This window comes from Escherichia sp. WS1368 (assembly GCF_046487485.1).
In the GTDB taxonomy this organism is placed as follows: Bacteria; Pseudomonadota; Gammaproteobacteria; order Enterobacterales; family Enterobacteriaceae; genus Escherichia; species Escherichia coli.
In genome coordinates this window covers 48,727-71,420 of the sequence record NZ_JBJQJI010000008.1, presented here as the reverse complement: position 1 = coordinate 71,420, position 22,694 = coordinate 48,727, and the positions used below count along the sequence as shown (strand labels likewise).

Here is a 22,694-nt window from a genome sequence, read left to right as displayed (position 1 = left end):
CAGGAGGTTTATTTGCAATTTGACTACATCATTATTGGTGCCGGCTCAGCCGGCAACGTCCTCGCTACCCGTCTGACTGAAGATCCGAACATAACCGTGCTGCTGCTTGAAGCAGGCGGCCCGGACTATCGCTTTGACTTCCGCACCCAGATGCCCGCCGCGCTGGCATTCCCGTTACAGGGTAAACGCTACAACTGGGCCTATGAAACGGAACCTGAACCGTTTATGAATAACCGTCGCATGGAGTGCGGACGCGGTAAGGGGCTTGGCGGGTCATCACTGATCAACGGCATGTGTTACATCCGTGGTAACGCGCTGGATCTCGATAACTGGGCGCAAGAACCCGGTCTGGAGAACTGGAGTTATCTCGACTGCCTGCCCTACTACCGCAAGGCCGAGACTCGCGATGTAGGCGAGAACGACTACCACGGTGGCGATGGCCCGGTGAGCGTCACTACCTCCAAACCCGGCGTCAATCCGCTGTTTGAAGCGATGATTGAAGCGGGCGTGCAGGCAGGCTACCCGCGCACGGACGATCTCAACGGCTATCAGCAGGAAGGTTTTGGCCCGATGGATCGCACCGTCACGCCGCATGGCCGTCGCGCCAGCACCGCGCGTGGCTATCTCGATCAGGCCAAATCGCGCCCTAACCTGACCATTCGTACTCACGCCATGACCGATCACATCATTTTTGACGGCAAACGCGCGGTGGGCGTCGAGTGGCTGGAAGGCGACAGCACCATTCCAACCCGCGCGACAGCGAATAAAGAGGTGCTGTTATGTGCAGGTGCGATCGCCTCTCCGCAGATCCTGCAACGTTCCGGCGTGGGTAGCGCTGAACTGCTGGCGGAGTTTGATATTCCGCTGGTGCATGATTTACCCGGCGTCGGCGAAAATCTTCAGGATCACCTGGAGATGTACCTGCAATATGAGTGCAAAGAACCGGTTTCCCTCTACCCTGCCCTGCAGTGGTGGAATCAGCCGAAAATCGGTGCGGAGTGGCTGTTTGGCGGCACCGGCGTTGGTGCCAGCAACCACTTTGAAGCAGGCGGATTTATTCGCAGCCGTGAGGAATTTGCGTGGCCGAATATTCAGTACCATTTCCTGCCAGTGGCGATTAACTATAACGGCTCGAACGCAGTGAAAGAGCACGGCTTCCAGTGCCACGTCGGATCGATGCGCTCGCCAAGCCGTGGGCATGTGCGGATTAAATCCCGCGACCCGCACCAGCATCCAGCGATTCTGTTTAACTACATGTCGCACGAGCAGGACTGGCAGGAGTTCCGCGACGCAATTCGCATCACCCGCGAGATCATGCATCAACCGGCGCTGGATCAGTATCGTGGCCGCGAAATCAGCCCCGGTGTCGAATGCCAGACGGATGAGCAGCTCGATGAGTTCGTGCGTAACCACGCCGAAACCGCCTTCCACCCGTGCGGTACCTGCAAAATGGGTTATGACGAGATGGCAGTGGTTGACGGCGAAGGCCGCGTACACGGGCTGGAAGGTCTGCGCGTGGTGGATGCGTCAATTATGCCGCAAATTATCACCGGCAATTTGAACGCCACGACGATTATGATTGGCGAGAAAATAGCGGATATGATTCGCGGGCAAGAAGCGTTGCCGAGGAGCACGGCAAGATATTTTGTGGCAAATGGGATGCCGGTGAGAGTGAAAAAATGAGTCGTTATGTGAACTGACTCAGGAACCGATTAGATTGAGAGTTACCGTTCTACTATGAGGACCGAATCCTTATATAAAACACTGAGGTAACTCTCATGCTTCATATCCAGTATTCATGATGCTGGTTTTTTGCTGATATTTAACCCGAACACTCCTGATACAGACTATTAATTCATTTATCTGCGACAGATTTCATTTTCTGGATATATTATGAGTGAACAAATCAAACAGGATATCGATCTGATTGAGATTTTATTTTATCTGAAGAAAAAGATGCGTGTTATCCTTTTTATTATAGCTATCTGTATGGCAATGGTGCTTTTATTTCTGTATATCAATAAAGATAATATAAAAGTGAGTTACAGCCTAAAAATAAACCAGACAACACCAGGCATACTTGTTAGCTGTGATAGCAATAATAACTTTGCCTGTCAGACCACAATGACTGAAGATGTTATTCAGCGAATTACTACATTTTTTCACACCAGCCCAGATGTCAAGAACAGAGAAATAAAGCTGGAATGGTCAGGAGATAAGAGAGATTTACCAACTGCTGAAGCGGAAATATCTCGCGTGCAGGCGTCTATTATCAAATGGTATGCGTCAGAATATCATAATGGCAGGCAAGTTCTCGATGAGATACAAACGCCTTCAGCAATTAACAGTGAGCTTTATACAAAAATGATATACCTGACCAGGAACTGGTCATTGTATCCGAACGGTGATGGCTGTGTAACTATAAGCTCACCAGAAATAAAAAATAAATACCCTGCTGCCATTTGCCTGGCTCTGGGATTTTTTCTAAGCATTGTAATTTCTGTAATGTTTTGCCTTGTCAAAAAAATGGTAGATGAATACCAACAAAACTCTGGGCAGTAATAAACAGCATTCTGACAGAGAGTGCCTGTATAAAGCTGAAGTGACAATGACCGGGAAGGGAACCCGTTTTCAGGAATGGATGCCTGTCTTTTTCACTGTAAATATCCTGGCATTACTAATGCCAGGATATTTACAGAAGAGCAGCATAACCATGACGGAACGGGGTTAAGTCAGGTTGTCCTTAACGCTATTCACAACCTCGTATGCTGCCTTCAGGTTTATGTCCAGACTTCATATCTCTCTCAGCAATCCTCAATAATCAGATACACCGCTTTCACCGGGCCATGAACCCCGACGACTTTGATAAGCTCAATATCCGCCGTTGAACTAGGGCCGCTAATGATGTTAATGCAGGACGGCATTCGTTCACCGGCCTGCGCTTTCTGATGCAATTTTTCTGCGAGTTGCGCTACACGCGGCAGGATTGTGCTTTTACGCAGGATAAAAAGAGAAGATTCCGGGAGCAGGCTCAATGAACGCCCGCGCTCGGCGGCGGAAAAAAGAACCACGCCTCCCGATTCGGTTAAACCATATTCAGCATACACGACACCCACTTTAGCCTGCTCTGCCTGTGAGATATTCTCGGCACCTTTCGCCGGATCCCAAACAACGACATTGCATTCCTGCTGCAAACGTTCGCTAATCCCCAATTCCTCCAGCCTCGTGTCACCGCTAATCACGACCGACTGATCTCCCAGCTCTTTACACAGACGTATTGCAGCTTCTGCCGCCTTCGCCTCGCTGGTCAACTCACAGCGCGTCAACATAACATCGCTGGCAAACTGAATAAACGCGTCACAGCGCTGCTGTTGGTTAAGTGCGGTAAGCCGCTCGTTAGCATAGTTGTTAAGCGGCGCATCTTCTGCTTGCGGTTCAAGTCGCAGCGGGCGACCCAGTGCCTGAGCAACGTTATTCAAAAATTCGCTCCGATTATCCATTCTTTTTCTCCTGCGCCTGATGTTTCTTAAACCAACTACGGAAACTCTCTCCGTCAGCTTCAGGAAGATCGCGTGCTTCCATCCAGTCGCTAATCGCGCCAAATTTGAGTGGTGTTTTGCCGCCATTGATAAACCAACTTGCCGCATGAGCGCCGGCCATCATCCCGACTTTCCACAATCCTGGATGACTATTGGCATAAGCGAACATTTTTATCGCCCGTTGCTCTGCTTTTGCGGTGATCCCTTTTTCAGCCATCACCCGACGATGACGCAAAATCAGTTTTGACAGCGGAATACGCACCGGACACACGTTGTCACAAGCAGTGCATAAAGAGCAGGCGTAGGGTAAATCTTTAAAATCTTTATAGCCGCCAAGTAGCGGAGAAATCACCGCACCAATTGGCCCTGGATAAATAGAGCCATATCCATGACCGCCAATATGGCGATATGCCGGACAAGTATTCATACAAGCCCCGCAGCGAATACAGCGCAGCACATCCCGAAATTCAGAGGCCAGCACCTCAGAACGCCCGTTATCGACAATAACCAGATGAAACTCTTCAGGACCATCAACGTGCCCAGCTTCGCGCGGTCCTGTCAGCCAGGTGTTGTATCCCGTCAAACGTGCACCAACGGCACTGCGCGCCAGCATGGTGATCAATACATCTACCTCGGCAAACGTGGGAGCAATACGCTCCATTCCCATCACTGCAATATGCGTTTTAGGCAGCGTGGTACACATTCGCGCATTACCTTCATTGGTCACCAGGCATACCGAACCGGTCTCTGCCACCGCGAAATTACAGCCGGTAATACCTATTTCAGCACTGAGGAAATCTTCGCGGATTTTTTGCCGAATGAATAAGGTCATTGCTTCAGGCGTTTCCGGCCCCTCATAGCCCAGACGTTCATGTAGCACTCGACGGATCTGATGGCGATCTTTATGAATTGCCGGGACCACAACATGAGAGGGCGGATCTTGATCCAGCTGGAGAATGTATTCACCCAGATCGGTTTCAATCACCTGAATCCCAGCATCCTGCAACACATGATTGACACCAATCTCTTCGGTCACCATCGATTTAGATTTCACCACCTTCCGGACATTTTTGCGTTGGGCAACCTGTAAAATGTAGCGGGTAGCGTCTTCTTTGGTTTTTGCAAAATAGACGTGACCGCCGTTTTGCGTCACTTTTTCTGAGAGCTGGTACAGATAAGCGTCGAGATTACTCAGAACATGATCACGTATCTGGGCGGCCCGATCGCGCCACTCCTCCCAGTGCCCCAATTCATCGACCATTTTTTGCCGATTTGCCCCGATACGCTGCTGCGCGTTTGCCACCGCTTTGCGCATGATAGGATCTTCAATTTGCTGACGGATGCGTGTCTTAAAATCTGTATTACTGGTTTTGATCGACATCTTTATATCCTCAGCGGCTCATCAACACTTCAGCAATATGCATCACTTTGACTTTCTGCCCTTCCCGTTGTAATCGTCCACTGATGTTCAGCAGGCAACTCACGTCAGCACCAATTAAATACTCTGGGCGGACTTCCATCAGGTGCGCAACCTTTTCTTTCACCATCTCGCCGGATATTTCGGCCATTTTGACCGAGAACGTGCCGCCAAATCCGCAGCAGGTATCCTGTTCAGCAAAGGTCAACAGCTCCAGTCCACGCACATTTTTCAGCAGCATAAGTGGCTCGTCCTTCACCCCCAGCTTACGGGCCAGGCTACAAGATGGGTGATACACCGCTCTCCCTTGCAAACTGGCACCTACATCGACTACCCCTAATGTATTAACAATAAAAGAGGTGAGATCCTGCATACGCGCGGCAACCTTTTCGGCACGTGATGCCCATTCAGGTTCATCCGCCAGATAAGTTGGGTAACTTTTTACGGCATAGGTACAGGAGCCAGCCGGTGAAATAATGGGATCGTCGTTATCCTCCAGTGCGGCGATCAGATTTTTCATCCCTGGAATCGCTTCTTTGATATAACCACTATTGATCGCAGGCTGACCGCAGCATCCCTGTTTCTCCGGGAAATTTACGCGACAGCCGAGTTTTTCCAGTAGCAGCACGGAGTCTCGTGCCATTCTTGATTTCAGGGCGTCACCAATACAGGTGACAAAGAAATTGACATTCACAACTAATACTCCATTACTTCATGCCCATTTATGCCCGATGGTTCCCCCCTTCCGGGGGATCAATCATCAATAAATATGGCGTTCTTTTTTAATTGGCTAGCAACATACCACCCCTCATTTGTATGACAAATGATAATCTTTCATCCAAACTTCAAATGCAATAACTAATTTTATTTCTTTCGGCATCGCTCACATTTTATAGGGAAATCGACGATCATTTTTGGCATAAGAAATCCATTTAAAAAGGCTACATCCCTTATACCTATTCAGTGCTACTTATTCAGGGGTTATTGAGATATACACTGATGGTGTACAAACAAAATCACCAACAATAATTACGTATCAAGTAATAATCGGCATTTTATTTAATTGAAGCAATTTAGTTTGCATTTTTATTTAAAAACTGAGCTAGAGTCCATCAGAAAAAAATATATAAAGCCCAAACCACCGTTGGAAATAGAAATAGTTGAAAGGCTCACAACTCCCGGAATGCGGATTATCTTTGACCTGATTTCTGGCGGTTTTATTCAGGGTGCAAGCTGTCTGACCCTTTCCCGATATTCTCCCGGAGTACAACCAAACTCGCGGACAAACGCCTTGTGAAAAGATGATTCACTGGCATAGCCTACTGACTCAGCGATCACCACAACAGGGAGCATTTCCCGGGAAAACATCTGGGCCGCTATTTGTAGACGCAACTTTGTTAATACAGCTAGCGGCGTGGTTCCGGAAACATCACGGAAAAGCTGGGCAAAACTTGCCCGGGACATGTGGGCGATGCTGGCCAGCGATTCGACGGTCCAGGCGTGTCCTGGCATTTCCAGCATTTGCTGTATTACCGCACCAAGACGTGGATGCAGAAGCAAACTGAGAATGTTTTTCTCTGTATTAACCTGTGCAATCCACTCACGCACCGCGAGGGTAAAGAATGTAGCGCAGATCTGGCTACACAGAGCATCCACTCCCGGCATTGCCGATCTGGATTCCTGTTGTAAAAACGGGATCGCCTCCCTCAGCCAGTTATATTCCACGCTATGGTTCACTGGTGCTACAAACAGCGTTTCCGGCAAAGACGTTAAAAAATAACGCGCCGAATGTTGCAGCCGAAGAGTGCCACAGACAATACAGGTCGATTCATTATCGACATGACTCAGGCGATGAGCTGAATTTTGTGGTAGCAGGACCACATTTCCCGGGCGTAATGTAAAAATCTCTCCCGTCGGCATTTCCAGCTTCGCCGCTCCTTGCGTTAACGCATGCCAACGAATAACCGACAATTCCCCGGCACCATGTGGAAGCTGCCAGTCACTTCCTAACACGCAATTCTTATCGATCGTTCCTTGTGGAGCGTTAAGCATCAACAAACGGCTAAGAGCATCCATATCAGACTCCTGAGTAGTTTTTTAATTACAAACACCAACTATCTTAGTCAATAATTAATCTAATACCATCAAATAGTTAATCATGATTTTTGTTTTGTGATTCTGATTAAGAAAAAGAAAATACCAGACGATAAGACAAAATATCAAGCGTTGTGAAGAAATGTTATTTGCTCTTTTGCGTCTATAGTCATGATGTCAAATGAACGCGTTTCGACAGGAAATCATCATGAATAAATATCAGGCAGTTATTATTGGTTTTGGCAAGGCTGGAAAAACATTAGCCGTCACGCTGGCAAAAGCAGGTTGGCGTGTGGCTCTCATCGAACAATCAAATGCAATGTATGGCGGGACCTGTATTAATATCGGCTGTATCCCAACCAAAACATTGGTTCATGACGCACAGCAGCACACAGATTTTGTCCGTGCCATACAGCGTAAAAATGAAGTGGTTAATTTTTTACGTAATAAGAATTTTCATAATCTTGCGGATATGCCCAATATCGACGTGATCGACGGCCAGGCGGAGTTTATCAATAATCATAGCCTGCGTGTTCATCGGCCTGAGGGAAATCTGGAAATTCATGGCGAGAAAATTTTTATTAATACCGGTGCACAAACCGTGGTTCCGCCAATTCCTGGAATTACCACCACGCCAGGAGTATATGACAGCACCGGATTACTTAATCTAAAAGAATTGCCTGGGCATTTAGGTATTTTGGGCGGCGGATATATTGGCGTTGAGTTCGCCTCTATGTTCGCTAATTTTGGCAGCAAGGTAACCATTTTAGAAGCAGCTTCGCTGTTTTTGCCTCGGGAAGATCGGGATATTGCTGATAATATCGCGACGATTTTACGCGATCAGGGCGTCGATATAATCCTCAATGCCCATGTGGAGCGAATCAGTCACCATGAAAATCAAGTGCAAGTGCATAGCGAGCACGCCCAACTGGCGGTGGATGCACTGTTAATAGCTTCCGGTCGTCAACCGGCTACCGCTTCGTTACATCCAGAAAATGCCAGTATCGCAGTAAACGAGCGCGGGGCAATTGTCGTTGACAAGCGATTACATACCACCGCAGACAATATTTGGGCGATGGGAGATGTTACCGGCGGGCTGCAATTTACTTATATTTCACTGGATGATTACCGCATTGTACGTGATGAGTTACTGGGTGAAGGCAAACGTAGTACTGATGATCGGAAAAATGTGCCTTATTCCGTATTTATGACACCGCCCCTGTCCAGGGTTGGTATGACAGAAGAACAAGCCAGAGAGAGTGGTGCTGATATTCAGGTGGTGACATTGCCTGTAGCTGCAATTCCGCGTGCCAGAGTGATGAATGATACTCGTGGGGTATTAAAAGCGATTGTTGATAATAAAACCCAACGTATATTAGGGGCATCACTGCTGTGTGTTGACTCCCACGAGATGATTAATATAGTGAAAATGGTGATGGATGCCGGGCTGCCTTATAGCATATTACGCGATCAGATATTTACTCATCCGTCGATGAGCGAATCACTCAATGATCTATTTTCATTAGTCAAATAAACTCAAAATCAGACGCCAGAACAAATATTCTGGCGTCTCAGAGAAAAGAATCTTATTAATTCTCTGTAACTCTATAAACTCTTAATCACTTCATTGATGGTATTTTATATGTTTAAAAAATCCGTTTTATTTGCAACACTATTATCTGGCGTTATGGCATTTTCCACCAATGCAGATGATAAAATAATTCTGAAACATATCAGCGTCTCGTCAGTATCAGCATCACCGACAGTTCTGGAGGATGCCATTGCTGATATAGCCAGAAAATATAATGCTTCATCCTGGAAAGTCACATCGATGCGAATTGATAATAATTCAACCGCAACAGCAGTATTGTATAAATAAGGATGTTCACAATGGAAAAATACCTGCATCTGTTAAGTCGGGGAGGTGATTATTGCTCTGCTGGTTTTGGCTAATCCTGTCAATCGCTGGTTAGGTTTATTGGGAGGGCTGATGGCATTTACCACACCGTTGGTAACACTCTCATTTTTAATCACCACCCCGGAGGCATGGGTACCCGCATTGGGTGACGCTCATCATGGTTTCCCTTATTTATCCGGTGCTGGTCGCCTGGTATTGAAAGATACTCTGATGCTGGCAGGTGCTGTCATGATAATGGCAGATTCGGCGCGGGAAATTCTTAAACAACGCAGTAATGAATCCAGTTCAACGTTAAAAACTGAATATTGATAATCCGAACACTGTCTGTTGTTCACTTTTTCAGGCGTCAGGCCCCCTTTCTGATGATGAAGCCTGACGCCATATTACCGGAGATATGACAGAGTGAAGATCAATATCACTCCCCTGTTAAAAGATTCTTGTCGTCTCAGGTAAAATACATGATTAATATCAATCATGTATTTTTACAGCAAGACAACCACGAACAAATTCAGGATTAAAATGTTTTACCGACTCCCCAACATAACCCAAATCAAGCGAACTAATTTGTGCCATTTCTTTCTCTGTCAGTGAGAAATCCCAGATAGCAAAATTTTCTTCGATACGCTGTTGATGTGTCGATTTCGGAATAACGACCACTCCCCGTTGAATATTCCAACGCAGAATGACTTGAGAAATCGATTTTTGATGGGCATCTGCAATACTCTGAAGCAGATTATTTTCAAAGGGTTTATGTCGTCCACCACCTAACGGAGCCCATGCTTCAGGCTGCACGTTATAATACTTCATGGTTGCCAGCGCCTCTGGTTGGGCAAAATAGGGATGCAACTCGACCTGGTTGACCATCGGTTTAACTCTTACCGTTTCACAAAAGTTCGCCAGAACATGAGGATAGAAATTGGAAACCCCAATTGCTTTTAATTTGCCCTCTTCATAGGCATCTTCGAGTGCACGCCACGCACTGAAATAATCGCGCATAGCCTGGTGCAATAAATAGAGGTCGAAGTATTCTAGTCCCGATTTTTTTAATGATGCTTCAATACCTGCTTTTGCCGTATCCTGATTCAACATATCCTGCACCCACAATTTAGACGTTATAAATAACTCATCTCGGGTACATAAACCTTCAGATATAGCTTCACGAACGGCTTCACCGACGGCATCTTCATTACCGTATACCGCTGCAGTGTCGATGAGTCGATAACCCGTGCGGATAGCATTCAACACTGACTGTTTGCACACGTCTTTATCGGTAACCTGAAAAACACCAAATCCCATCATCGGCATTTTCAGATTGTTACTTAATACGGAAAATTCCACTGTCAGTCCCTCCATTAGGTATGAACAATGAGTCTACGTTAAAACGTAACCTCAAATTAGTATGTGGATTTTGATATCACTTATGCAAAAAATTCATTAATAATGTAGGACTGAAACCTCTCTATTTTTGGGGCAATGAAGCAGACGCTATCAGTGCTTTTGCCTTGGGACTTGCTGTTTTTGATACACTTAAGGCCCAGGACATAACGAAAATGTGCGATATTACAAAGAATTAACGGAGAATGTGATGATCAGGCAGAAGATTCTACAGCAGCTCCTGGAGTGGATTGAGTGCAATCTTGAGCACCCTATTTCAATCGAAGATATCGCACAGAAATCTGGCTACAGCAGACGCAACATCCAGCTTCTGTTCCGAAATTTCATGCATGTGCCTTTGGGAGAATACATTCGCAAACGAAGGCTTTGTCGTGCCGCCATTCTTGTCCGACTCACCGCGAAATCTATGCTTGATATTGCACTCTCTTTACATTTTGACTCACAGCAGTCATTCAGCCGCGAATTTAAAAAGTTATTCGGCTGCTCTCCCCGTGAATACCGCCACCGTGATTATTGGGATCTCGCAAATATCTTCCCTTCTTTTTTAATACGTCAACAGCAAAAGACGGAGTGTAGATTAGTCAACTTTCCTGAGACACCTATTTTTGGCAATTCATTTAAATATGATATTGAAGTATCGAATAAATCACCGGATGAAGAAGTCAAACTGCGACGTCATCATTTAGCCAGATGTATGAAGAATTTTAAGACGGATATCTATTTCGTCTCCACATTCGAACCGTCAACAAAATCGGTCGATTTGCTCACAGTTGAAACTTTTGCCGGTACGGTATGCAAACAAACCGATTCAGAGATGTCGAAAGAGTGGACAATTAACCGAGGACTGTATGCCTCTTTCCGCTATGAAGGTGAGTGGGAGCACTACCCTGAATGGGCGCGAAACCTCTATCTGATGGAATTACCTGCCAGGGGGTTAGCCAGAGTGAACGGCAGTGATATTGAGCGATTTTATTACAATGAAAACTTCGTCGAAATTGATAGCAATAACATTGTTTGCGAAATTTTTATCCCCGTTCGCCCGGTTTAGCCTGTAAATCCATCACATAAGATTTACCCTACCCTGCCACCGTCTAATCGGTACCAGGGTAGGTATTCAGTAAATAATGGCACTGCGCATGTCAACGCCATTATTATTTATTACATCGTCGTTTTTATTTCTCCTCAGCACCTTCAGTATCTGCAGGAACGGCGTTAATTGTCACAGTCACTGGTTTCATTTCATACCCTCCATATGTCAAAGAGTTGAATGTGAATGTGTATGTACCTGGCTTGTTGGTACTAAATGTACGCGTGATTTTCCCGCTCGCGAAATGGTCATTTTTCGACGGCAGGAACTGATAATCCGCCTCTGTCACCCCTTCCGGAGCCTCAATGTCGACCCACATGGTTCCTCCTACGGGGTTGACACCCGACATCAGAGTAACCGTCAGTGTTGCAGTAGTCTTCCCGTCCGCCACCAGAGAATCTACACGCTCTGGAGATGCAGCGAGCTCCGCGTTTTTATCATCCGCGACGAATTTAGATTCGGCAGTTTTCGTCGATTCCTGACCGTCGGCCTGTTCCACTTTCGCCGTGAGTGTATATGTCGCTGCGACACTGGTCGTGGCGGTGAAAATAGCCTGTCCTTGCTCATTCGTTGTCGCCGTCCCATCGGGATCCAGAGCTAAATTTGCCGGGCTAGCAGTCAGCGTCACCTCGCTATCTTTCAACAGGTTGTTATTGGCATCAGTCACCGTAACTTTATACGTCTGTTTGGCTTTGCCATCCGCCAGTGCATAGTTGCCAATCACCTCAATACCGGAGACGGTTGCGGTCGCCTTATCGGCCACAAACGTTATAGTCTGCGCATCCGAAGGCTGGTCATTTCCTGCCGATGCCGTGATCTCATAGGTTCCGGCAGTCACGGAAACCACCTGCAACTCTGCTTTCCCCTCATCGTTGGCTTTCACCCAGACATTATCGCCAGTAAGCGGCTTGACACCCCGGGGCAGATTAAAGGTCACCAGAGTGCCTGGAACAGGGTTACCGTTTTTATCCTCAACGGTCGCCGTCAGCGTAAAGGCATCTTTGCCGTTTGCCACTTTTTGAACGGCGGTGTCTACCTGCAGGTTTGCCTGACCGGTGCTGGCATCCGCGTTGAATTTCACCGTGACCGTCTTCTGAGAGTTTTTCACCGCGGCCGCGATTTCAAGTTCCCCTGCAACGGTTGATATCAACTCAATATCCGCTTTACCTGCCGCATTGGTTGTTACTGTATTCCCCGTCTTGCTAGTCACACCCTGCGGTAAAGTCAGCGTAACTTCTTGCCCCTGCAACGGGTTACCATAGCTGTCCACGACGGTCAGGGTTACCTGGTTAGCAGACTGTCCATTTGCCAGTTGGTTATTCACCTTCACCGCCATATCACTGATCACTGCCCGGGAAGCGTCGCCTGCAACATTCAGCACCAGTGGCTGAGCAACGGCATTTTGGCCGTTCACTCGCGGCATCACAGACAACTGACCCGCGGCAGATCCCAGCGTTAAGGTCGCCACGTAGACCCCATTACCTTTCTCTGTCCAGTTTCCTGCTGAAGGACGCTCACTCCCCGTGCTGGCGGCACCGCTAAACACTGGTGCATCTGGCTTCAGCCCGGTGACCGGATTCCCGTACGCATCCTTCACGGTGAAGGTGAGTTCCGTCGTCGTTTTAACCGTTGGAGTTTTATTGTCCGCAACAAGCGTAGAATTCGCTGATGACATCTCTCCGGCAATAACAGTCAGCTGCGCGGCTTCGGTGGCTGCTGGCTGGCCGTTGAAGAGCGGCATGACACGAAGCTCGCCCGTCTTTCCGCCTGTAGTTAACGTAGCAACATAGGAACCGTCACCTTTTTCGGTCCAACTGGAAACGGTCGCCCCTTCAGAGGCGGTCCCCGTCAAACTTGCCGACAACGAAAGACCACTGATAGCGTTGCCATGTGCATCTTTCGCCACCAACGTCACGGTTGTGCTTTCGCCGGCTTTTACGTGATCTTCCGCGACAGAGACTTTCGACTGGTTTGAAGATAACGCATCAGCCACCACGGTTACTTTTGCCGCATTTGCTGCCGCATCCTGTCCATTTAGCTTCGGCATAACTTCTAATTCACCCGCCGTAGAGCCGAGAGTAATCTGCGCAGTCCACGTCCCATCACCATTATTTGTCCAGCCAGATGCCGTAGAACCAACAGCAGCGGCACCCGCTAATGACGGCGCTTCCGGCGTGAGGCTGGTCACAGGGTTGTCATTGGCATCTTTTGTCGACCAGATTGCCGTAAGCGTACCGCCGACCACCGGTTTATCAGGATTCAGGGTGATGGACGAATGTGCTGCATCAAGCGGCCCGGCAACAAACTTCAGCGTTTGTTGTAATGTGCCCAGCTGATACTGCTCGCTGAAGGCGCGCAAAACAACGTTTCCGGCACGGGTCGAAGAAACCGTGGCGCTGTAAACCCCTGGTTTTATTTCCGAAATGGCACCAACGGTAACACCATTAGTGTCTTGCGGAACAAGTCGCAGGCGGCTGGCTTCTCCCGTCACCGGATTACCCTCGGAGTCCACCGCAGTCAGCGTCAGCGTGTAGGCTTGCTGACCATCAGCAACCACGTCACCTGACGGCTCGTTAGCGCTCAGGGTGGAGTTTGCCACATCCATCATCGTGGCCCGCAGTTCTGCAGTGACGGTTTTGCTCATGCCATCAACGCTAACAGTAATCGTTGCCTCACCTGACTGCGTTCCGGTCGTAAAGACAGACTGATACACCCCTGCTTCAGTTTCGGTGAACTCACCCAGTGTTGGCTTTGCCTGTGATTTAGTGGCCTTCAGGGAACGAGTCACAATATTTCCAGCCGGTTTGAAGGTTAGTTCAGTCTTGATCTGCTCCTTCATGCCCGTGACTGGCTGGCCCTCGGCGTCGCGCAGAGACAGCACCAGCGGCTTTTGCTCATTACCGTTAGCAAGCATTTGAATACGGCTCTGACCGTCAAGCGTTAACGCCGTGCGATCGGCGCTCATACCAGCTCCGGTAATAACCACTTCTGTCTGCACACGTTTCGAGGCATTACCTTTGTTATCGTAGGCAACTGCTGAAATCGCATAATAATTGTCTTTGCCTGGACGGTAAGCCGGGAGCGTTACTTGCCACTGACTACCCTGACCGGTAATTTTGCCACCTTCAGCCAGTAATGACGGCGCTTCCCATTGCACATTTTTCAGTCCGTGAGTTGCTTTGCTGACCACAAGCCCCAGGGAAAGTGTCTGACCGCCCTTGCCTTCAATACGCTCAGGCAGAGCAATACGAATCACTTCAGATTTGCGGTACTCAAGAACGATGTTGTTATTACGCTCAACCAGGTCATAGCGGCTGCCTGCCAGCATTCGACGCTCGCGAATGCTGTCTGTATCGAGTTGTTTTTCCAGAGGTTCGCCAATCCGATAATTAACTTCCAGGCCAAAGCGAGTGTCATTCTCACCACTCTTGCCCTGCTTATGCCCGGCACTCAGGGTCAGAAGAGGCACTGGCGTGTAATTCACTTCAGCGGTAATCGCATGTGGATCTTTCTGGCGTTTATCTTTACCAAACAGCCCGACTTCATCGCCATAATACTGTTCATACATCAGGCTTGCGCCAAGCTGCGGCCAGGCAGGTAAATAGCCCTCAGCACGAATATCCCAGCCATTCGCCGGGCGTTCCTGATAATCCTCAACATCCGGTGATTTTTTCCAGCCAGAAGCCCGGATATAACCATTGGCGCTCAGTTTCAAATAATCACGCCAGTATTCCGCACCAACACCAATGCGGGTATGACTACGGGATAAATCATGATCGATAAAAGTATTCACCCCCGCCATCCAGTCATTTCCTGAAAAATGACGCCAGCCAAAACCAATATTTGACTGAGTACGATCGTCGGTACGATGTATTGCCCCCTGAGTGAACAACATATTTGTCGGCGTATCATAAATAGGATAAAGCATTTCCAGCGAAGAATCCTTCAGCGAGAAATCTTTATCGACATTCAGTTTGACGCGCGCTGTACCATATTTTCCGAGCCACTCCTGTATTTCCTGGTTAGCTTTAGCGGTGGCTATTCCGGTAATAAAATTACGTGTCGCATCGCTATCTGGCTGACTGCTTAAAAATGTCCCGGCATTTGCGGCAAACGACGCGACATTTTTCTCCACGTTATTATCACCAGTTACCGTAGTATTTCCCATGCTCAACCGTGGCTGAACCGCATGCTGCGCACGTGCCGCCATTACTGGGGTAAAGGTGACAGCGAGTGGAAAAAGAACCTGAACAGAGATATTTGCCCACGCCACGCAGCGGGCCAGAACTGAATAACGAAATCGTGGTTGTTTATGACCTGTTTTATAACGTGACATTGAGATAATTTCCTGATGAACGAATTAACGAACATAGGCAGACACAAATAGTGGCGTCTGCTTGTCAGAAAAACCGGGAAATCCCCGATTTCCTTTTCCGCAGAAAAGGAAATACCTTTATGTAAGAAAGTACACCGCCACCTAATATATCCAGTGTCTGTAGCCACTCATCAGGTGGTTGGGCGCGGGATTATATTTTTATTTATGGGTAAAAATTTAGCTTTTTGTGCAAGTTATTAAATAGATACCTAAGTTATATTTTTACTCTGCGGACAGTGAATAATTCATTATTCAGAGTGAATAATAATGGCCTGCCTTTAATTAACAACTATTGGAAATACGTCGAAGTAGGTATATACGCCAGGATAAACCGATATATTTTTTATGGATATTCATTTTCCTTTATCGGACTGTAAATTGCGGGGATATCGAACTTGCACTACTCATCGCAACACTCAAACAGATTTATGAATTTCGTTCATAACCCCTGACAAATCCTGCCGTCTAATCGAGCTCTTCTCTTTACGTTATGCTTCTCATGAACGATAACGGAAGGATAACACCATGCAAAAAGTAAAACTGAACAACGGTATTGAAATGCCCCTGCTGGGCTTTGGTGTATTTCAGATGACCGATGCCGCTGAATGCGAAAGAGCGGTCATTGACGCTATTAACACCGGTTATCGACTGATTGACACCGCCGCCTCCTATCAAAATGAAACCCAGGTCGGGAACGCACTGAAACAAAGCGGTATCGCCCGTAACGAACTCTTTGTCACCACGAAACTCTGGTTGCAGGATACCAGTTACGAAGGGGCCAAAGCCCAGTTCGAACGCTCTCTGAATCGACTGCAACTTGATTACGTTGACCTGTATTTGATTCACCAGCCATACGGCGATGTCCACGGAGCCTGGCGTGCCATGGAAGAGCTGCAACAGGCCGGTAAAATTCGCGCTATTGGCGTCAGTAACTTCCATCCTGACCGACTGGCTGACCTTATCGCCTTTAATAAAGTCGTTCCGGCGGTAAACCAGGTTGAAGTTAACCCTTTCAATCAGCAGCTACAGGCCGTTCCCTGGATGCAAAGTCGTGGCATTCAGCCAGAAGCCTGGGCACCGTTTGCGGAAGGGAAAAATGGTCTGTTCCAGCATCCTGTTCTCACGGCAATTGGCGAGAAGTATGGCAAAAGCGTGGGCCAGGTTGTTCTGCGCTGGATCTACCAACGAGGCATTGCTTCACTGGCAAAATCAGTGCGAAAAGAACGCATGGAAGAGAACATCAACATTCTCGATTTTGAACTCAGCCCTGAAGATATGCTGCAAATTACCGCCCTGGATACCGCAACCAGCGCGTTCTTCTCTCACCGCGATCCCGCAATGGTGGAATGGCTGACTGGCCGCAAACTTGATGTTTAAGCCGCGATAAAAGAGGTATTCATTCAATGCAAAAACGTTATCTGGGTAAATCCGGACTCGAAGTCTCCGCCCTTGGGCTCGGTTGCATGGGCTTAAGCCACGGCTACGGCCCGGCGACCGATACCCGTCAGGCTATCGAACTTATTCGTGCTGCGGTTGAACGTGGTGTCACCTTCTTCGATACCGCCGAAGTGTATGGTCCGTATCTGAATGAAGAAGTGGTCGGCGAAGCCTTAAAACCGTTTCGTGACCGCGTGGTAATTGCCACTAAATTCGGTTTTACCTTCGGCGATGATAATAAGCAGCAGATTTTAAACAGCCGTCCGGAACATATCCGTGAAGCCGTTGAAGGATCATTACGTCGTCTGAAAACAGATGTTATTGACCTGCTGTATCAACACCGTGTTGATCCGGATGTTCCTATTGAAGATGTTGCAGGAACGGTGAAAGACCTCATCGCAGAAGGTAAGGTCAAACATTTCGGCCTGTCTGAAGCAGGAGCACAAACCATTCGTCGTGCACATGCGGTACAACCTGTCACCGCCCTGCAAAGCGAATATTCCATGTGGTGGCGTGAGCCTGAACAGGAAATTCTGCCGTTGCTGGAGGAACTGGGAATTGGTTTTGTCCCCTTCAGCCCACTAGGTAAAGGTTTCCTGACAGGGGCGATTAAGCCGGGAACCACTTTCGGCAAAGATGATTACCGCAGCACCGTACCGCGTTTCGCAACACAAGCCATTGAAGCCAATGAAAAACTGGTCACCTTGTTAGGTGAACTGGCTGCGGAGAAAGGGGTAACGTCTGCACAAATCGCACTGGCATGGCTATTAGCACAAAAGCCGTGGATTGTTCCCATCCCTGGCACCACTAAACTAAACCGGCTGGAAGAAAACCTGGCCGCTGCTGACATTGTTCTTTCGCAGAAAGATACGCAGCAGATAACCGAGGCGCTGGAAACAATTAAAATCGTCGGTGAACGTTACTCGCCTGAACATCAGGCACGCGTAGGCCGCTAATACCCAAACGGGTCCAGGATAAAGGACCCGTTATTCGGTGTAGCGAAGCGCATCGATCAACAGCGCAAAAGCTGGCGGATGCTGCTTGCGGCTGGGGTAGTAAAGATAATACCCAGGAAAAGTTGGACACCACTCCTGTAACACCTGAATAAGCTTGCCTGACTTTATATACTCCTGAACCATGTCTTCAGGGACACAAGCGATCCCAAACCCTGATAAGGCGGCATCAATTCTTTCTGGCAACGGACTACACGTCAGCTGCCCATCAACCTTAACGCGAAGCGGTTTCCCTTCTCGCTCGAACTCCCAGTGGTAAAGCCCACCGGCAGTTGGCAAACGCATGTTGATGCAGCGATGATTTTGTAGCTCATGAGGCGTTTGAGGCGCAGGGTTTGCAGCAAAATACGCCGGAGCTCCCACCACAGCCATCCGCATATCTGGTCCAATCCTGACTGCAACCATATCTTTATCAACATTTTCACCCAGTCGTATCCCGGCATCAAAACGGCCTTCAACAATATCGACAAAACCGTTATCCACCACCAGTTCGACATTGATTTCGGGATATTCTCTGAGAAAAGGTTTTAGCTTCGGCCAGACCAGAGTTCGCGCGGCATGTTCCCCGGCAGATAACCGAATATTCCCAGAGGGCGTGCCGTTCTGTTGAATAAGTGACTCCAGTTCCTGTTCAAGCTCGTCAATACGCGGTTCAAGGCAGGCAATGATTCTCTCCCCCGCTTCTGTGGGAGCCACACTGCGGGTAGTCCGTGTCAGGAGGCGGATATTGAGCCTTTCCTCCAGAGCCTTCATTGCATGGCTAAGTGCAGACTGAGAGACGCCGAGTTTGCCCGCTGCTTTGGTAAAACTTCGCTCTCTTGCCACCACAAGAAAGATTTGCAGTTCGTTGAAGTTTTCTTTGAGCATTGGCGATTTCCTTGTAGAAGCATCCTCTTCACAGACACTCATGAAGGGGGGCATAGATGCTATTATTTTAACCACATTATTAGTAACAATGATAATCTGGCTGTATCGAAAATAATTCTAAACTTTCAGGAGATTTATTATGAATAAACGTATCCTCACGATTGCGCCATTCTTCTTACCGATATTCTGACACACATCATTAACTTTCTATTTTTACTCTTTTCTCCACCATAAAATCAATAAAAGCACGAACTTTAGAGGGCATTCTCACCCGTGATGAAACATATATATAAAATCCAGGAAATGAAACGGCCCAATCCTCAAGAATCGGCTGTAACTTGCCCGCATTGATATGTTCAGCGATTGCAAAATCCAGATGTTGAATGATACCCGTTCCATTCAGCGCCATTCGTATCATGCTTTCGTCATCATTAGAAATATACTTACCTGAAACCTCTATTTCGAACTCTTCATTACCCCCCACAACATTAGAAAACTCCCATGCAGAGAGTGCACCGCTACTTTTATGCCGCAACCGAAGGCAATTATGGTTACTCAGTTCCTGAGGCGTTTCAGGAATACCGTGTTCTTTTAAATAATCTGGCGATGCCACAGTAACCAGTTTAATAAGCGGAGAAACAGGAACGGCAGTCATATGCTCATCCAGTCCTTGCTCAAGACGTATGCCCACATCACAGCCGTCCGCAATAATGTTAGATAAACCGTCATCCATAATGAGTTCTATCTTTGTTTTGGGGTAACGAGTAAGAAACTCGCCAATATGAGGCTCAACAAGCATCCGTGCTGCAACACGGGAGGAATTTATTCTCAACAGGCCTGTAGGTTCAAGTTGGGTATCACCAACATCTTTCAAAGCATCATCAATTTGCCCCAAAGCCGACACCAGCACTTCATACAGACGCTGTCCTTCCTCAGTAAGCGACATATTGCGGGTCGTACGGTATATCAGCTTGGTGTTAAGACGTTCCTCAAGAGATTTTAAATTCTGGGACAATGCGGCCCGCGTAATACCCATTTCAGAAGCGGCTCTGGAAAAACTGCCGGCACGAACAATAAGCGCAAACCAGGCAAGAGAAGGCAAAATTGAAGGCTCTATTTTCATCATTGTAAACCTTAACTTAACACTGTGATAGATATTAGACCATTGATGATAACCAATACAAGTCATACTATTACGCCGTTCTCGATATGAACACGAATGCCAGTTGCGGATAATAGAAATGATATTTAAATCTGTTTAGGCAAATCCCCGGAGCTTGAAATGAAAACTGTTTCGATAAAACATACTTACTGGGATATAGCTGCTGATATCTATTTCCCTGACGATTTTAATAGTGAAAAAAAGTATCCTGCCATTATCAGCGCCCATCCAATTGGAAGCTGCAAAGAACAGACATCGGGTAGTGTGTATGGTGCCGCCCTGGCAAAAGCTGGTTTTATCGTCATTGCTTTTGATGCCAGTTTTCAGGGAAGCAGCGGTGGAGAACCGCGTTATCTGGAAGATCCAACAATGCGAGTAAAAGACTTCAGCATTGTCGTTGATTACCTTACCACCTTACCTTACGTTGATGCCGGGCGTATTGGTGTACTGGGTATTTGTGGTGGAGGTGGATATGCCATTAATGCCGCAATGACAGAACGTCGAATTAAAGCTATTGGTACTGTCACGGGTGCAAACTACGGGCGTCTTATGCGTGAGGGATTTACAGCGTTTAATCCTATCGGAGCACTCGAAGCGATGGCGCAACAAAGAACAGACGAAGCTAACGGCGCAAAACTTCGCGTAGATGATTTACTCCCCTCTTCTCCGGATGCAGCTCTTGAAGCGGGATTAACAGAAATAGACCTTTTTGAAGCCACAGAATATTATCGTTCGCCACGAGGCTGTGCACCTAATGGGGTAAATCGTTCGCTATTCTCACATCAGACTGTTGCCGTGGGTTGGGATGCATTTCATCTTGCAGAAGTCCTGTTAACTCAACCAATAATGGTTGTGGTGGGCGATAGAGTGGGCGCATTTGGTGCCTACCGTGACGGCTGCGAAATTATTGGCCGCGCTGCCTCAAAACATAAAGAGCTGGTCGTGGTTGAAGGTTATTCACATTACGACCTGTATGATAAGCCAGAACCTGTGAAACAGGCACTCGAAAAATTAATTCCTTTTTATAAAACACATTTGTAATAATCTTACAGGGAGATTCCTTATCTCCCTGACATTTATCCTTTATTGACTACACAACAATAATAAAATTACTCAAAAAGAATTCTATTAAAGGAAAAAAAGCATCAAAAAGTAGCAACTCAACTTATTAAGATTATACGCATTAAAATCAGATAAACATTTGAGGTATTGTTATGACAAATAAACACCCATCATTGTTTTCTCCTTTTATGCTGACAGAAAAAATAAAGCTACGTAATCGTATCGTTATGGCTCCTATGACAACCTGGTCAGCTAATCCTGATGGAACCATCTCTGAGCAAGAACTCGAATTTTATAAACGTCGCTCACAAAATGTTGGTTTAGTAATAACAGGATGCACCTATGTCACGCCAAGCGGCATTGGGTTTACTCATGAATTTGCCGCGTATGACGACCGTTTCATTAACAGCCTTGAAAAGTTAGCAGCTGCAGCCAAAAGTGGCGGTGCTCCGGCTATTTTGCAGATTTTCCACGCTGGTAATAAAGCCATCCCGGAGCTTGTGCCAAATAACGATGTTATTAGTGCCAGCGCATCAAACGTAAAATCTGGTGACTTTATGAAGAGAGTGGTACAAAGCAGGGAAATGACTGAAAACGAAATTCAGGAAACCATTAGAGCATTCGGAGATGTCACAAAAAGGGCGATTAAAGCAGGTTTTGATGGCATTGAACTTCATGGTGCGCACGGATTCCTTCTACAGAATTTCTTCTCCCCTCTATTTAACCAGCGTAATGACCGATGGGGAGGAGATCTTGAAGGACGTATGCGCTTCCCGCTGGCCGTATTACAGGAAGTAAAAAATGTAGTCTATGAATATGCGACAAAGCCCTTTGCTATCGGTTACAGAATATCTCCTGAAGAATCTGTAACAGGGGGGCTGCGGTTAGAGGATACTTATAAACTCCTTGATCGACTCATTTCATCCGGTATTTCGTATATACATACCTCGCTGGTCAGTATTAACGATAGCTACCCTGTTGAGTCGCCAAATGGCCCCCGAACTATTGAATTGATTTTAAATCATATTGCAGGCAGAGTGCCGGTAATCGCTGCAGGTAAAATACGCACACCGTCTCAGGCTCAAGAAGCAATTTCCGCTGGCCTGCCACTTGTTGCGATCGGTAAAGGGCTGGTGATAAATCCAGAATGGGTGACTTTAGCTGAATCAGGTAGAAGCCATGAAATTCAAACAACCCTTAATCCACAACTTGTTCCTGAATTAACCATTCCGGATAAACTATGGGATCAAATTCAGGCATCGAAAGGAACTGGCTGGTTTCCGTTAATGGATTAAATATCTATTACTCTCCCGAGAGTAAAACTATTA

The 22,694-nt window shown here is 47.2% G+C and carries 17 protein-coding genes and 1 pseudogene; 10 read left to right on the top strand and 8 right to left on the bottom strand.

Annotated elements, in window-relative coordinates:
* Positions 1 to 12 precede the first annotated feature (12 nt).
* Both betA and ykgH read left to right on the top strand, forming a co-directional pair.
* On the top strand, positions 13 to 1,683 hold the full coding sequence (gene betA / locus ACJHYD_RS15495) for a choline dehydrogenase (RefSeq protein WP_001550677.1): 1,671 nt from the start codon (positions 13 to 15) through the stop codon (positions 1,681 to 1,683).
* A 210-nt stretch (positions 1,684 to 1,893) separates the two neighbouring features.
* Positions 1,894 to 2,562: a protein YkgH gene (ykgH, locus tag ACJHYD_RS15490; protein WP_001550676.1), complete on the top strand. Its 669-nt coding sequence runs from the start codon at positions 1,894 to 1,896 to the stop codon at positions 2,560 to 2,562.
* Positions 2,563 to 2,804: 242 nt separating this feature from the next.
* Here ykgH and ACJHYD_RS15485 read toward each other — a convergent pair whose 3' ends face one another.
* The 4 genes from ACJHYD_RS15485 to rclR form a co-directional block, all read right to left on the bottom strand.
* On the bottom strand, positions 2,805 to 3,500 hold the full coding sequence (locus ACJHYD_RS15485) for a lactate utilization protein C (RefSeq protein WP_001550675.1): 696 nt from the start codon (positions 3,498 to 3,500) through the stop codon (positions 2,805 to 2,807).
* Positions 3,493 to 4,920, bottom strand: coding sequence for a LutB/LldF family L-lactate oxidation iron-sulfur protein (locus tag ACJHYD_RS15480; protein WP_001550674.1), 1,428 nt, complete (start codon positions 4,918 to 4,920; stop codon positions 3,493 to 3,495). The genes ACJHYD_RS15485 and ACJHYD_RS15480 overlap by 8 nt, the downstream gene beginning before the upstream one ends.
* A gap of 10 nt (positions 4,921 to 4,930) precedes the next feature.
* The gene (locus ACJHYD_RS15475) at positions 4,931 to 5,650 is read right to left on the bottom strand and encodes a (Fe-S)-binding protein (protein WP_001102122.1); all 720 of its coding nucleotides are present in this window, start codon (positions 5,648 to 5,650) and stop codon (positions 4,931 to 4,933) included.
* A gap of 527 nt (positions 5,651 to 6,177) precedes the next feature.
* Complete coding sequence (gene rclR / locus ACJHYD_RS15470) at positions 6,178 to 7,032, bottom strand: reactive chlorine-specific transcriptional regulator RclR (RefSeq protein WP_000339603.1); 855 nt, start codon at positions 7,030 to 7,032, stop codon at positions 6,178 to 6,180.
* Positions 7,033 to 7,258: 226 nt separating this feature from the next.
* Here rclR and rclA point away from each other — a divergent pair, with 226 nt between their 5' ends.
* The 3 genes and pseudogenes from rclA to rclC form a co-directional block, all read left to right on the top strand.
* Positions 7,259 to 8,584, top strand: coding sequence for a reactive chlorine resistance oxidoreductase RclA (gene rclA, locus ACJHYD_RS15465; RefSeq protein ID WP_001543522.1), 1,326 nt, complete (start codon positions 7,259 to 7,261; stop codon positions 8,582 to 8,584).
* A gap of 108 nt (positions 8,585 to 8,692) precedes the next feature.
* Complete coding sequence (gene rclB / locus ACJHYD_RS15460) at positions 8,693 to 8,929, top strand: reactive chlorine resistance periplasmic protein RclB (protein ID WP_000474077.1); 237 nt, start codon at positions 8,693 to 8,695, stop codon at positions 8,927 to 8,929.
* A 36-nt stretch (positions 8,930 to 8,965) separates the two neighbouring features.
* A pseudogene (gene rclC / locus ACJHYD_RS15455) lies at positions 8,966 to 9,277 on the top strand (reactive chlorine species resistance protein RclC); the annotation flags it as partial.
* A 159-nt stretch (positions 9,278 to 9,436) separates the two neighbouring features.
* Here the strand turns inward: rclC and ACJHYD_RS15450 are convergent.
* Positions 9,437 to 10,306: an aldo/keto reductase gene (locus tag ACJHYD_RS15450; RefSeq protein ID WP_001309281.1), complete on the bottom strand. Its 870-nt coding sequence runs from the start codon at positions 10,304 to 10,306 to the stop codon at positions 9,437 to 9,439.
* Positions 10,307 to 10,553: 247 nt separating this feature from the next.
* On the opposite strand from ACJHYD_RS15450, the gene ACJHYD_RS15445 reads away from it, so the two are divergent.
* The gene (locus tag ACJHYD_RS15445; RefSeq protein WP_001309280.1) at positions 10,554 to 11,411 is read left to right on the top strand and encodes a helix-turn-helix domain-containing protein; all 858 of its coding nucleotides are present in this window, start codon (positions 10,554 to 10,556) and stop codon (positions 11,409 to 11,411) included.
* A 124-nt stretch (positions 11,412 to 11,535) separates the two neighbouring features.
* On the opposite strand, the gene fdeC is transcribed toward ACJHYD_RS15445, so the two are convergent.
* A complete protein-coding gene (fdeC, locus tag ACJHYD_RS15440) occupies positions 11,536 to 15,786 on the bottom strand; it encodes an inverse autotransporter adhesin FdeC (RefSeq protein ID WP_001550673.1) in 4,251 nt (1,416 codons plus the stop codon).
* 564 nt (positions 15,787 to 16,350) lie between these two features.
* Between fdeC and ACJHYD_RS15435 the strand changes: the two genes are divergently transcribed.
* Together ACJHYD_RS15435 and ACJHYD_RS15430 are read left to right on the top strand one after the other, a co-directional pair.
* Positions 16,351 to 17,202, top strand: a complete 852-nt coding sequence (locus ACJHYD_RS15435) for an aldo/keto reductase (protein ID WP_001550672.1) — start codon at positions 16,351 to 16,353, stop codon at positions 17,200 to 17,202.
* Positions 17,203 to 17,228: 26 nt separating this feature from the next.
* Positions 17,229 to 18,218 (top strand): aldo/keto reductase, encoded by a 990-nt coding sequence (locus tag ACJHYD_RS15430; protein WP_001172288.1) that lies wholly within the window; start codon positions 17,229 to 17,231, stop codon positions 18,216 to 18,218.
* Positions 18,219 to 18,248: 30 nt separating this feature from the next.
* On the opposite strand, the gene ACJHYD_RS15425 is transcribed toward ACJHYD_RS15430, so the two are convergent.
* Together ACJHYD_RS15425 and ACJHYD_RS15420 are read right to left on the bottom strand one after the other, a co-directional pair.
* Positions 18,249 to 19,142 carry a LysR family transcriptional regulator gene (locus ACJHYD_RS15425; RefSeq protein WP_001550671.1) on the bottom strand — a complete coding sequence of 298 codons (894 nt, stop codon included), beginning with the start codon at positions 19,140 to 19,142 and terminating at the stop codon, positions 18,249 to 18,251.
* 199 nt (positions 19,143 to 19,341) lie between these two features.
* Positions 19,342 to 20,268 carry a LysR family transcriptional regulator gene (locus ACJHYD_RS15420; protein WP_001328123.1) on the bottom strand — a complete coding sequence of 309 codons (927 nt, stop codon included), beginning with the start codon at positions 20,266 to 20,268 and terminating at the stop codon, positions 19,342 to 19,344.
* 156 nt (positions 20,269 to 20,424) lie between these two features.
* Here ACJHYD_RS15420 and ACJHYD_RS15415 point away from each other — a divergent pair, with 156 nt between their 5' ends.
* Together ACJHYD_RS15415 and ACJHYD_RS15410 are read left to right on the top strand one after the other, a co-directional pair.
* A complete protein-coding gene (locus tag ACJHYD_RS15415) occupies positions 20,425 to 21,345 on the top strand; it encodes an alpha/beta hydrolase (protein WP_000860030.1) in 921 nt (306 codons plus the stop codon).
* 173 nt (positions 21,346 to 21,518) lie between these two features.
* Positions 21,519 to 22,661 (top strand): NADH-dependent flavin oxidoreductase, encoded by a 1,143-nt coding sequence (locus tag ACJHYD_RS15410; protein ID WP_001550670.1) that lies wholly within the window; start codon positions 21,519 to 21,521, stop codon positions 22,659 to 22,661.
* Positions 22,662 to 22,694: the final 33 nt, after the last annotated feature.